General features: G+C 59.4%; 10 protein-coding genes. 2 read left to right on the forward strand and 8 right to left on the reverse strand.

Annotated elements, in window-relative coordinates:
- Positions 1-94: 94 nt before the first annotated feature.
- Positions 95-634, reverse strand: a complete 540-nt coding sequence (locus tag EV130_RS03115) for an RBBP9/YdeN family alpha/beta hydrolase (protein WP_074064026.1) — start codon at positions 632-634, stop codon at positions 95-97.
- A gap of 103 nt (positions 635-737) precedes the next feature.
- On the opposite strand from EV130_RS03115, the gene EV130_RS03120 reads away from it, so the two are divergent.
- Complete coding sequence (locus EV130_RS03120; RefSeq protein ID WP_074064027.1) at positions 738-1,214, forward strand: Lrp/AsnC family transcriptional regulator; 477 nt, start codon at positions 738-740, stop codon at positions 1,212-1,214.
- A 93-nt stretch (positions 1,215-1,307) separates the two neighbouring features.
- Positions 1,308-2,204 (forward strand): alpha/beta hydrolase, encoded by an 897-nt coding sequence (locus EV130_RS03125; RefSeq protein ID WP_132659202.1) that lies wholly within the window; start codon positions 1,308-1,310, stop codon positions 2,202-2,204.
- Between the two features lie 3 nt (positions 2,205-2,207).
- Here the strand turns inward: EV130_RS03125 and EV130_RS03130 are convergent, their stop codons facing one another.
- The 7 genes from EV130_RS03130 to EV130_RS03160 all read right to left on the reverse strand — a co-directional run bounded on the left by EV130_RS03130 (position 2,208) and on the right by EV130_RS03160 (position 12,371).
- Complete coding sequence (locus EV130_RS03130; RefSeq protein ID WP_132659204.1) at positions 2,208-4,211, reverse strand: CocE/NonD family hydrolase; 2,004 nt, start codon at positions 4,209-4,211, stop codon at positions 2,208-2,210.
- Between the two features lie 53 nt (positions 4,212-4,264).
- Positions 4,265-5,896, reverse strand: coding sequence for an ABC transporter ATP-binding protein (locus EV130_RS03135; protein WP_132659206.1), 1,632 nt, complete (start codon positions 5,894-5,896; stop codon positions 4,265-4,267).
- A complete protein-coding gene (locus tag EV130_RS03140) occupies positions 5,889-6,716 on the reverse strand; it encodes an ABC transporter permease (protein ID WP_132659208.1) in 828 nt (275 codons plus the stop codon). The genes EV130_RS03135 and EV130_RS03140 overlap by 8 nt, the downstream gene beginning before the upstream one ends.
- Positions 6,713-7,720: an ABC transporter permease gene (locus EV130_RS03145; protein ID WP_132659210.1), complete on the reverse strand. Its 1,008-nt coding sequence runs from the start codon at positions 7,718-7,720 to the stop codon at positions 6,713-6,715. Before EV130_RS03145 ends, EV130_RS03140 begins: the two co-directional genes overlap by 4 nt.
- Positions 7,721-7,816: 96 nt before the next feature.
- The gene (locus EV130_RS03150; RefSeq protein WP_132659212.1) at positions 7,817-9,406 is read right to left on the reverse strand and encodes an ABC transporter substrate-binding protein; all 1,590 of its coding nucleotides are present in this window, start codon (positions 9,404-9,406) and stop codon (positions 7,817-7,819) included.
- A gap of 121 nt (positions 9,407-9,527) precedes the next feature.
- Positions 9,528-10,310 (reverse strand): carnitinyl-CoA dehydratase, encoded by a 783-nt coding sequence (locus EV130_RS03155; RefSeq protein ID WP_132549060.1) that lies wholly within the window; start codon positions 10,308-10,310, stop codon positions 9,528-9,530.
- A 6-nt stretch (positions 10,311-10,316) separates the two neighbouring features.
- A complete protein-coding gene (locus tag EV130_RS03160; protein ID WP_132659214.1) occupies positions 10,317-12,371 on the reverse strand; it encodes an acetate--CoA ligase family protein in 2,055 nt (684 codons plus the stop codon).
- Position 12,372 lies beyond the last annotated feature (1 nt).

Genomic DNA, 12,372 nt, shown 5'->3' on the forward strand with positions numbered 1-12,372 from the left:
CGGCATGTGGCTCCATCACCGGCGATATCCAAAGCGCCTCTACGGCTGAAGCTTCGTTCAAGCCGCCGCTCGGCAGCAATCGGCCGGCTCATACTCACTTGGAAATGCTCTTGGCAAAGGCCTGGAACAGGGCAAATCCGCTCGGCCAGTCCTCAAGCCCACTGCCGCCATTGATATGGCCGAGTGCTCCGACCTCGGCAATGTGGCTTCCCCACTCAGCCGCCCGTAGGCGGGCATGTTCAATCTTGCCATAAGGGTCGTTGGAACTTGCAACGACGAGAGAGGGAAAACGGAGCCTGCCTTTTGGCGGGCCGGTGAAAGCGCCAGCCTCCGCTGGGAAGGCTTCGGACTGTGGATCGGGCACCGCCACAAGGAAGGCGCCTGCTACGGGAAGAGAAGAAAAGCGCTGCCAATGGACGACCAGAAGACACGCCAGACTGTGCGCTACCAGCAGCGGCGCATTTTTCGTGGCGGCGACGGTTTGCTCCAGCGCTGCGGCCCAGTCGGCAAGATCCGGCTTATCCCAGCTCTTCGGTTGAAAACGGATCGCTTCGGGATTTGCCCGCTCCCAATGCGTTTGCCAATGGGTTTCCCCTGATCCTCCAATACCGGGCAGTATGATGATGTCGGCCATGCTTTTCTCCTTTCATGCCAGGACGATGGCGTCTTCCATCTGTCTCTGGAATAGGCAATCATCGGAAAACACATCCGATTTCCGATGAACTAAAGGTCACAGCATGCCACCTGCCCAGAACGGTCGCTTCCTGCTCGATCCGACCGATATCGCCATCATTGAAGCCTTGCAGGAGGATGGACGCATTGCGATTTCTGAACTTGGGCGCAAGATTGGATTGTCTCAACCGGCGACGTCGGAGAGAGTGAAGCGGCTGGAAGAACGTGGCATCATCGCCGGCTACGGTGCACGTATCGATGCCGCCCGGCTCGGGTTGGGAATGATGGCGATCGTGCGCCTGCGCACGACGCACGAGCACATCCGCGCATGTTTGAAACAGTTTTCCGAGATGCCGCATGTCATAGAAGTGTTGCGGCTGACGGGAGAGGACTGCTTTTTCTTGAAGGTTCTCGTCCCGTCACCGGGAGACCTCGAGACGCTGGTGGATTCGATTGCGCGGTTCGGGGCCGTAACGACGTCTCTCGTCTTGCGTGGCGAGCCGCCGAAATTCATCGGGCGCACGCTCATCCAGCAGGTTTAGGAATTTCAAGCGTAAAGCCGATCGAGCGGATTTTACGGAGAAAGAGAACGGACGAACTTCGAACCAAGATGAGGGTTGCCTGTGCACCAATCGATGCCGACAGAGACAGGGGTTTTGCAGTTCCTAAAAATCTGTGACAGCTTCTATCCCGCTGATGCGGTAGATGCTTCCATTTCCCAGCAAAGGCAATGGTACGATGCGCTTTGTGCGCGGTTCGACCAGCACGTGCCTGAGGGACTGACGAGTGCCGATGCCCTCGTTTCCGACCGGATAGCGACACGGCATTACCGGCCGAAGGCGATCAGGACAGAGACTGCCCTGCTTTATCTGCATGGTGGCGGCTTTGTCGTGGGATCGCTTGAAAGCCATCATGCGATCTGCGCCGAGATTGCGGATTTTGCCGGTGCCGAACTCGTTTCGGTCGATTATCGCCTTGCGCCAGAAAATCGATGGCCGGCGCAAACGGATGATTGTTTCGAGGTGTTGAAACACCTGCTCGTCTCGGGCCGGCAGGTCGTGCTGATCGGCGACAGTGCTGGCGGCAATCTCGCCGCTGGATTGGCGATCAGAGCACGGCAGCAGCGATTGGGCGGCATTACCGGCCAGGTGCTGATCTATCCGGCACTTGGCGGAGATCTTCTATCCGGTTCCTACAGGGAAATGCAAAATGCACCGGGGCTGAGAACGTCGGACGTCGCCTATTACCGTGCGATGGTGAAGGCTCCCCCAGGCGATCCTGTCGCCGAACCCCTTGCCGCCGCCTCATTTGCGGAGCTGCCGGCCGCCTTCATCACCGTCGCTCATTTCGATCCGCTGCGTGACGATGGCCGCCGCTACGCGGCAAAGCTTGCCAGGGCCGGTGTTGAGGTCTGGTTCCGCGAAGAGCCGCAATTGGTGCACGCCTGGCTGAGAGCCCGTCATATGAGCGATGGAGCCCGCGTCGCCTTTCGGGCAGTGTGCGAGGCGGCCAGCCGTTTTGCTGCAGCATGATCATTACATCAGGTCCCGGGCGATCCGCTTTTCTGCGAATTTCTTTTCAAAGACCTTGTTCTCGCCTTCATAGGCCGTGACGACGGCGCTGATCATCCAACGCGTCTTAGTGCAGGAGATCCTGGCCGTCGACACGGTGCGTATGGACCAGGCGGGGCGCTGCATCTCGCACGTCCATGTGGAAATGCCGGTCATCGAAAGAGGATCGTCAGGTGCGATCGACCAGACTTCCTGCCTCACCTGCCGTGTCGAAAGCCCGGTCTGGGGATGCTCGAAAAGACCGGTGTCCTCATGGATGTGATAATGGGTCAAATTGGTGCAGAGATCACGGACGACCTGTCTCTTCGTGGCGGCAGGAGCGTGCTCGATATATTTCGGCAGTGGATCAGGATCGTCAGGCGCCTTCATCTCGATCCGTTGATGGTCGCCCAGTTTGGGAAGCGCAAGGCCGATCGAGGCCACATCGATGCTTACGCCAGTGTTCTCCGGCGGTGGCAGTATCAGCGGCCAATAGGCAGTCGAGAGCGAAAGGCGGATGCGGTGACCGCGGCGGACGCGATAGCCGCAGGCATCAAGGACGATGCGCACCGTGGTCCGTTCTCCCGCCTTCAGCGGTTCCGGCGCGGCATTGCTGTCGCGATGAGCAAGGTTGAGCACGCCGAACGAGATGCGTGTGGCTGTCCCGTCGGGATGAACATCGACCAGACGAACGCAAAGATTGGCGGTCGCCGCCGTTGAGCGAAGAGAAAGCGTGAGTTCCGGCCGGCCAAGATAGTCATGGTCCTCGGCAAGCGGCAGGGTTTCGAAAACGAGAGACCCCGCATCATCGCCGCGCTGGTCGAGAGCCATCTCCGCATCCGGCTTAAGCGTAAAATATTCGCCTGATGCCGTGCCGGTATCGAGTGGTGAACGCAGATAGACGGGATGCTCCGGCGCCTGGGGGATCGGCATTCCCTCAGTCAGCCGGCCGAACTGCTCGACATAAAGGCACTGCATCTTTGGGGGCTCCCAGACATCCTTGGTAATCCAAAAGCCGGGATCGAAAACCCGGCGCGGTGCCGGCCGGACGGCATCGAGGATATAGGCGCGCACCTGCGGCAGCCGATCGACGCCGTTTTTGTCGCCACGCAGCCAGCGGTCCCACCAGGCAATTGCCTCTCCGTGAAAGTCGGTGCGTGGCTTTGGCCAGGCGAAATGCGGGTATTTGTGAACCCATGGCCCGATGAGCGCCTTGGCTTTGCTGCCGAGACCTTCCACCGCCATCAGCGGCGTATTGCGGTAGCCATCGGCCCAACCGGCGATGACAAGTGCGGGAATGTCGACGCGGGAAAAATCTTCCGAAATCGAGCCATGACGCCAAAAGTCGTCCTTGCGCTGATGCTTGAGCCACTCTTCCATGAAGAAGGGTTCGCGCTCAAGGCGTTGCAGCCACATTTCCTTCCAGCGGTCGCCGACGATTGCAGGGTCGGGCGGGCGTGATTGATAACCGAGCATGGTTGCGGCCCAGGAAAGCTGGGCCGAAAGATGGCATCCATTTTTGTAGTGGATGTCATCGTTGAAACGATCGACTGTCGAAGCGATGGAGATGATCGCTTTGAGGGCCGGCGGGCGAAGGGCTGCGACCTGGAGACTGTTGAACCCGCCCCAGGAAATACCCATCATGCCAACAGAACCGTTCGACCAGGGCTGAGCAGCGATCCAGGCGATCAGTTCGCAGGCGTTGGCGAGTTCGAGTTCGGTATATTCGCCGTCAATGACATCGTCGGATTCGCCCGACCCTCTGATGTCGACGCGCACCCCCGCAATCCCCGCAGCGGCGAAGACGGGATAGGTCGATTCATCACGAAGGCTGGTGCCGTCGCGCTTGCGGTAAGGCAAGAACTCCAAGACCGCCGGCACGGGATCAGCCACTGCGTCGTCAGGCATCCAGATGCGCGCTGCAAGCTGCGAACCGTCCTTCAGGGCGATCCAATGGTTTTCGATGGTCGTGAAGCCGCGTTCGGTCATGGTGTCCTGGTCAGCAAACGGGAATGTGAACTGGGAACAGTCGGCCCCTGAATTCAATTGCCGGCACTCTCCATCCTGCGTGTGGTGAGCACCCGCTCAAGCCAGCCGATCTTCATCTCGGGTACGGATTTGAGCAGGAGATCGGTATAGGCGTCGAATGGCGGGGAGAGCACCTTCGATTTTGGTCCGAAGCGGACGAGCTTGCCACGATGCATCACTGCAACGCTGTCGGCGATCGCCCGCACAATAGCGATATCGTGGGTGATGAAGATGTAGGAAAGCTGCGATTCTTGCTGCAGTCGCAGAAGAAGGTTCAAGATGCCTTCTGCAACCAGCGGATCGAGCGCGGAAGTAGGCTCGTCGCAGAGGATGAGGTCCGGTTTGGCGGCAAGTGCCCGAGCAATGGCGACACGCTGCTTCTGGCCCCCTGAAAGCTCCGCCGGGTAGCGATCGATGAAGCCGTTGCCCATCTCTATCTGGTCAAGCAGTTCCTTGACCCGAGCAGTCTTGGCTGCCCCGCGCAGGCCGTAGTAGAACGCAAGTGGCCGGCCGATGATGTCGCGCACCGTCTGGCGCGGGTTCATCGCCGTGTCGGCCATCTGATAGATCAGCTGGATCCGCCTCAGATCGTCGTGCGAGCGGCTTTTGACATTCTGCGTCAGAGGATTGCCGTGGAAGAACACCTTGCCGTCGCTCGGTGGCAGAAGACCGGTGATGACGCGCGCAAGCGTCGACTTTCCGGAACCGGATTCGCCGACGACGGCAAGTGTCTGGCCCCTTGGAACATGCAGCGAGACATCGTGCAGTACCTTGAAGCCGTTGGAATATTCAGCGCTGACATGGTCGACCTTCAAGAGCGCATCGGACTGGTCGGGTGCTTCTTCTCGAGCGGCCTGACGCACATTGACGAGAGCGCGCGTATATTCTTGCCTCGGAGCCTCGATGATCTGCTGTACGCTGCCATACTCAACCTGCCTGCCATAGCGCAACACCATGATGTCGTCGGAAATCTGAGCGACCACGGCGAGGTCGTGGGTGATATAGAGTGCTGCCGTGCGTGTCTGCTCGATTGCATGCTTGATTGCGGCAAGGACATCGATCTGTGTCGTGACGTCGAGCGCTGTCGTCGGCTCGTCAAAGACGATGAGTTCGGGATTGGGGCAGAGCGCCATGGCCGTCATGGCGCGCTGCAACTGACCGCCGGAGACCTGATGGGGAAAGCGATCTCCGAAGGTCTCGGGGTGCGGCAGGCCAAGCACCCGAAACAGGTAGATTGACCTTTCCTTCGCTTCCGCTTTGGTCATGAGCCCATGTTTCACCGAAGCCTCGATCACCTGATCGCCAAGCCGGTGTGCGGGATTGAACGCGGCTGCCGCCGACTGTGCGACATAGCAGACGCGCGCACCGCGGATTTTTCGGATGCCGTTTTTGTCGAGCGCCAGGATATCGGTGCCGTCGAGACGAACCTCACCGCCCGTGATTTCGGCACCGCCTCGCCCGTAGGCCAGGGCAGAAAGGCCGATCGTCGATTTGCCGGCACCCGATTCGCCGATGAGGCCAAGAACCTTGCCCCTTTTAAGGTCGAAGGACACGTCATCGACGATCGTCACGCGCTTCGGCGCCTCGCCCGGCGGATAGCTGGTCGCTTCGATCTTAAGATTGCGGACGCAAAGAAGCTCAGGCATCGCCGCGCCCTCCCTTGAGGCTGGACGTACGTTTCAATAGCCAGTCGACGACGAGATTGACGCAGATGGCAAGGCCCGCGATCGCCGAACCGGGAACAAGGGCTGCGGATATTCCGAAGATGATGCCGTCCTTGTTGTCCTTGACCATGCCGCCCCAATCGGCTGCCGGCGGCTGAATGCCGAGACCGAGGAAGGAAAGCGTCGACAAGAACAGGATCGAGAAGGCGAAACGCAAGCCAAATTCGGCAAGTAATGGTGTCAGCGTATTTGGCAGGATCTCGCGGAAGATGATCCAGGTCTTGCCTTCGCCGCGCAATTTCGCTGCTTCGACGAACTCCATGACGGCGACATCAAGCGCGACCGCCCGACCGAGACGGAAAACGCGGGTGGAATCGAGAATTGCCATCACGAGAATCAGCACGATCAGGTTCTGCGGCAACACCGCCAGCACAACGAGCGCGAAGATCAGCGTCGGGATCGACATCATCAGATCGTTGACCCGTGAGAAGACCGTATCGATCCATCCACGCGAAACGGCCGCCGTGAAGCTCAAGATGATTCCGAGCGAGAAGGAGATGATCGTTGCGGCAAGCGCGACGAAAAGCGTCGTGCGGGCGCCAAATATCAGACGTGAAAGAATGTCACGGCCGAGATTGTCGAGCCCGAAGAAAAACTGGCCATCGGCAATCTGCCAGACGTTTCCGACCACTTCCGTTTCGCCATAGGGGGCAATCCAGGGCGCAAAGATCGCGCAGATGAAGGCGGCAGCAATGCCGGATATACCGATCCAGGCCGTGATGGGAACATTTGGCAATCTCATCGCGGGTGCCTCAGTCGCGGGTTGGCGATGATGGCGAGGATATCGGCCACCATGTTCAGGAGGATATAAACGGCAGCGAAGATGAGGCCGCAGGCCTGCACGACGGGCATGTCGCGAACCGTGACGGCATCGACCATATACTGACCCATGCCAGGATAGACGAAGACGACCTCGACAACCACGACGCCAACGACGAGATAGGCAAGGGTGAGCGCCACGACATTGATGATCGGCGCCAGCGCGTTGGGAGCTGCGTGCTTGACGATTGACCGGAAGGCACCGAGGCCCTTGAGCTCGGCGGTTTCCATGTAGGCTGAAGACATGACGGAAAGGATGGCAGCGCGCGTCATTCGCATCATATGCGCCAGGACGACGAGAACGAGAGTAGCCGTGGGCAGCGCGATCGCCTTCAGCCGGTCGACAAGGCCCATGCTTTCATAGACGGTCGCCGGAAAGGTCGCGACGCCGAATTTGACGGCGAAGAAAAGGATCAGGAGATAGCCAATGAAGAATTCAGGTAGCGAAATCGCCGCCAGGGAGATGATGTTGATGATCTTGTCCGGCACACGGTTGCGGAAATGGACGGCGATCATACCAAGACCCACGGCAAGCGGTACCGAGATGACCGCAGAGAAGCCCGCAAGTAAGAGTGAATTGCCAAGGCGCTTGCCGATCTGCTCGCTGACGGAATTCTTACTGGCCCATGACGAGCCGAAGTCACCCCGCAGGGCATCGCCGAGCCATTCGAAATAGCGCGTCGTTACCGGACGGTTCAACCCGAGATCCTGACGAATATTGGCGACGGCTTGGGGGGTTGCGGACTGGCCGAGATAGGTTGTCGCGAAATCGCCGGGCAGTGCTTCCAATCCACCGAAGATCACGACGGAGACGGCAATGAGCAGGACGATGCTGAGCATGACGCGCTCGACAACAAGGGCAAGCAGAGGAAAACGCTGCTTGAACCTCAGGCCGGGCAAGATGTGACCTGATGGAGGATTGGACATGGCAATGGCCTCGTGCTGAAACGTCGGGAGGACCGCAGGGGGCAAGCCCGCGGTCCTGGCTGCGTTAGAGATGAGGGGCGTCAACCCCTTCACGTGCTAGGTGTCCAGCCAGACGCGGGTCGCCACGTAACCGTTCGACATGTCGTTGCCGATATCGTGAACATAGCCTTTTACCTGCTTGGTGGAAGCATTCACGAAGTCGTTGAACATCGGCAAGATGAGTCCGCCTTCGTCACGCACCATCATCGCCATGGTCCGGTACATGTCCTTGCGCTTGGTCTCATCGAGTTCGGCACGGGCCTGTAACAGCAGCTTGTCGAAATCCGGACGCTTGAAGCGGGTATCGTTCCAGTCGGCTGTCGAGAGATAGGCGGTGGAGTACATCTGGTCCTGCGTCGGCCGGCCGCCCCAATAGGAAGTCGAGAAGGGCTGGACGTTCCAGACGTTGGTCCAATAACCGTCGCCGGGCTCGCGCTTGACCTCGATGGCGATGCCCGCCTTCTTGCAGCTTTCCTGATAGAGAACGGCCGCATCGACTCCACCGGGAAAGGCCACCTCGGAGGTGCGCAGAAGAACAGAGCCGCTGTGTCCGGATTTCTTGTAGTGGAATGCCGCCTTGTCGGGATCATAGGCGCGTTGCTCGATGCCCTCGGGAAACAGCGCATAGGTATTGTTGATCGGGAAATCGTTGCCAACCTTGCCATAACCGCCAAGGATCTTCTTGACCATGCTTTCACGGTCCATGGCGTATTTCAGCGCGAGGCGAAGGTCATTGTTGTCGAACGGCGCGGTATCGCAATGCATGATGAAGACGTAATGGCCGCGGCCGGAGGTCGACAGGATCTCCACGTTCGGTGCACGCTTCAAGAGATCGACTGTCTTCGGATCGACGCGATTGATATAGTGCACCTGGCCCGACGACAGCGCTGCGATACGGGCGGTAGCATCATTCATGCCGATGATTTCGATAGAATCGACAAAACCGCGGTCGGAACGCCAGTCATCCTTGTTCTTCTCGAAAGTCGCGCGAACACCTGGCTCGAAGCTCGTCAGCTTGTAGGGGCCGGTGCCGATCGAGGCGGACGGATCGTCATTGCCGCCATTTGGCTGGATCACCAGGTGATAGTCGGTGAGCAGCAGCGGCATGTCGGCATTGCCTTCGCTCAGCGTCAATACGAGATTGCCGCCATCCGCCTTGATATCCTTGATCGACCCCAGCACGCCAAGGGCGCCGGATTCGGACTTTGCGTCCGTGTGGCGCTTCAGCGTCGCGACGACGTCGTCGATTGTCATTTCCTTGCCGTCGTGGAATTTGACGCCCTTGCGGATCTTGAAGGTCCAGATCGCCGCATCCTTCGACGGCTCCCAGGATTCGGCAAGCGCAGGGACTGCAGCCCCGGTCAGCGGGTCGGATTCAACCAGCATGTCGCCCCAGCAGCGGCCGACGCAGAACATGAACTGCGACAAGAACTTTGCCGGATCCTTGGAATCGGTTGCCGCCCCACCTTCGAGGCCGAGCTTCAGATGACCGCCACGCTTGGGCTCGGCTGCCTGTGCGCTTTCGGTAAAGAGTTTGTCGGCAACAGCCAGGGCAATGCCTGCTGCCATCGCACGTCCGATAAATTCACGGCGGCTCAGTCCACCGGCGGTTACGCGACTTGTGAGATATTTCGTATAGCCGTTCATTCCCCTGTTCCTTCTTCTTGATGCGTTGACAGAACTTTCGAGCAATTGGCGGCATGCGGTTTCCTCTTCCGCCTCCGCCGCCTAAGATCATGCGGAAAAAATGGCGGTTGCCGCCGCCTCGTCACTTTCCTTTCCACATTGGGGTTCGCTTCTCCGCGAAAGCCCGCGCGCCTTCCAATTGGTCTTCGCTCGAGTAGAGGGCATCGACTGTTGCAAGCTGCCGTTTCGTGATCTTGTTCATGGCAGTCTGAAACGTTGTTCCCTCTGCTTCGCGCACGATTTCCTTGATGGCGGCATAGACAAGCGGCGGTCCGCTTTCGAGCAGCCGGCCAAGTTCCCATGCACGGTCCATCAATTTGTCGGCCGCGACAACCTCGTTGACGAAGCCCCAGCGATGGGCCTCGTAAACGTCGAGCCAGCGTCCCGTCAGGAGCATGTCCATCGCGATATGGTAGGGGATGCGCTTGGGGAGCTTGACGGATGCTGCATCCGCAACGGTTCCCGAGCGGATTTCCGGCAGCGCAAAGGTCGCATGTTCAGCCGCGACGATCAGATCCGCCGAAAGGGCAATCTCCAGTCCGCCGCCACAACAGATGCCGTTGACTGCACAGATGATCGGCTTGTTCAGATCGCGCAGTTCCTGCATCCCGCCGAATCCCCCGATGCCGTAGTCGCCATCGACGGCATCGCCCGCCGCCGCCGCCTTGAGATCCCAGCCTGCGGAGAAGAACTTTTCCCCAGCCCCGGAAATGATGGCAACGCGCAGGGCTGAATCGTCTCGAAAGTGGCGGAAAAGAACGCCCATCTCGCGGCTTGTTGCAAGATCGATGGCGTTCGCTTTGGGCCGATCTATGATGACCTCGAAAATGCCGCCGTCGCGTCTCGTGAGAATGGAGCCGCTCAACTTCTGCTACCTCCTTCGCCGTATTAGGGCGTCGACTGCGACAACGCCCTTGTCTTCAGGAAGAACCAATAATGGATTAATGTCGAGTTCTTCCAGACGCGCGGCATTCTTTACGACATAGTCTGCCGCTGCTGAGACAGCTGAGACAACCGCTTCGAGATCGCCTTTTGGACGTCCACGATAGCCGCGGATCAATTTTCCGACCTTCAGACGTGAAATCGTCTCCCTTATCGCCGTTCTTGTCGTTGGAAGCGGCAAAATGGCGTAATCTTCAAGCAGTTCCACCAAAATTCCGCCCGAACCGACTGTGAGCGTTAATCCGAAGACAGGATCGCGTGTTGCTCCGATGATCAGCTCGGCGACGCTGTGCTCCACCATCTTTTCGACCAGGAAACCGTTGGTGCTGCGCATTGATGTGGCTGCGTCGAATACCTCCGTTGCGTCCTTTAAGTTGAGCGCCACCGCACCCGCCTCAGTCTTGTGCTCAATGGCGAGCCCCTTGAGCGCGACGGGATAGCCAAGCTCGTCGGAGCGCTTCATTGCCTCTTGCGCAGAATGGGCCACGAATCCGGCAGGGACGACAACACCAAAGGCCGAGAGCGCTGCCTTTGCATCGGCTTCATCCAAGGTTTCGATCTCGCCTTCGACTTGTGGCACGTCGAGAAGACGCGGCGCGGGTGGAGCACTCCATTCCCGGGCGATGCGGCTTGCGATTTCGGACGCTGCAAGCGTTTCGCAAAGGCCGCAAAAGGGCACGACACCTCTCGCCATCAGACTCACGGCACGATCTTCAGGCATGTTTTCGGGAAGTGTCGCGACAACGCCTGCAAGCGTGCCTGTGGAGGTTGAAGCGTCAACGATCGCATCGACCGTCGTCGTCCAGTCGGTGACAACGCATCGGTCGGTCCGTGGGAAATCAAGCACGACGAGATTGAGCGCATAGCCGCCCTCAAACATTGCCGTAAAAGCGTCCGTCTGGCGAGCGAGGTCGCCCCAGGCAAAAGTGTGGTAGTCCAGGGGATTGGACAGGGTGACCATTTCCCCGAGCGCGAGACGAAGCGGCTCGAGCTGCCCGGGCCGCAAGGCACGAAATTCCAGGGCGCGACCGACGGCGGCATCTGCCATCAGCGACGCTTCACCACCTGAACAGCTCATTGACGAGATCGTATTGCCCGTAAGCGGTCCGGCAACATGCAGGAGCTTTAGCGTTTCCAGCAATTCCGGTAGCGAGTCGACACGGCCGATCCCCAGACGGCCAAGAACAGCATCGGCGACCGCGTCGCTGCCAGATAGCGAAGCCGTATGAGAAACCGTGGCTCGTTTGGCCTGTTCGGATTTCCCGACCTTGAGTGCAACGACCGGCTTTTTCAGTTCGCATGCTCGTAGCGCGAGGTCCTGGAGCGCCCGCAAGCTTCCGAAACCCTCTATGTGAAGCCCGACTGCGGTGACGCGAGGGTCCTCGAGCAGCGCATAGGCGAGGTTTGAAAGGGAGGTCTGCGCCTGGTTGCCGACCGTGGCCAGATAGGCGATGGGCAGCCCGCGCGTCTGCATGGTCAGGTTGAGCGCGATATTCGAAGATTGAGTGAGGATTGCAACGCCGCGGTCGACGCGTTGCATCCCATGCTGGTCGGGCCAGAGCAATGCGCCATCGAGACCGTTAATCAGGCCATAGCAGTTCGGCCCGAGGATCGGCATGTCGCCGGCCGCCGCAAGCAGGCGCCTTTGAAGATCGGCACCGTCGGCCAATTCGCCGACCGCCTCGCTGAAGCCCGACGCGTAACAGACTGCACCGCCTGCTCCCCTTGCAGCAAGATCTCTGACAATGTCGAGGGTCAGCATTCTGTTGACGCCGACAAAAGCGGCATCTGGCGCGGCGGGCAGCTCCATCGCCGAACGATAACAGCGCCGTCCATGAACCTCTTCGAGTTTCGGGTGGACGGGCCAGACCTCTCCACCAAATCCCATTCGATCGCATTGCTCGATGACCCGATGGGCCTCGCGACCGCCGAAGACAGCGATCGTTTGAGGTCTGAGCAGGCGGTCGAGCGGGCGCTGGGTCATC

This window comes from Rhizobium azibense (assembly GCF_004342325.1).
Lineage (GTDB): Bacteria > Pseudomonadota > Alphaproteobacteria > Rhizobiales > Rhizobiaceae > Rhizobium > Rhizobium etli_B.

Coding starts and splice junctions, on each gene's coding strand:
- EV130_RS03115 (WP_074064026.1), bottom strand. CDS start 634: ATGGCCGACATCATCATACTGCCCGGTATTGGAGGATCAGGGGAAACC.
- EV130_RS03120 (WP_074064027.1), top strand. CDS start 738: ATGCCACCTGCCCAGAACGGTCGCTTCCTGCTCGATCCGACCGATATC.
- EV130_RS03125 (WP_132659202.1), top strand. CDS start 1,308: ATGCCGACAGAGACAGGGGTTTTGCAGTTCCTAAAAATCTGTGACAGC.
- EV130_RS03130 (WP_132659204.1), bottom strand. CDS start 4,211: ATGACCGAACGCGGCTTCACGACCATCGAAAACCATTGGATCGCCCTG.
- EV130_RS03135 (WP_132659206.1), bottom strand. CDS start 5,896: ATGCCTGAGCTTCTTTGCGTCCGCAATCTTAAGATCGAAGCGACCAGC.
- EV130_RS03140 (WP_132659208.1), bottom strand. CDS start 6,716: ATGAGATTGCCAAATGTTCCCATCACGGCCTGGATCGGTATATCCGGC.
- EV130_RS03145 (WP_132659210.1), bottom strand. CDS start 7,720: ATGTCCAATCCTCCATCAGGTCACATCTTGCCCGGCCTGAGGTTCAAG.
- EV130_RS03150 (WP_132659212.1), bottom strand. CDS start 9,406: ATGAACGGCTATACGAAATATCTCACAAGTCGCGTAACCGCCGGTGGA.
- EV130_RS03160 (WP_132659214.1), bottom strand. CDS start 12,371: ATGACCCAGCGCCCGCTCGACCGCCTGCTCAGACCTCAAACGATCGCT.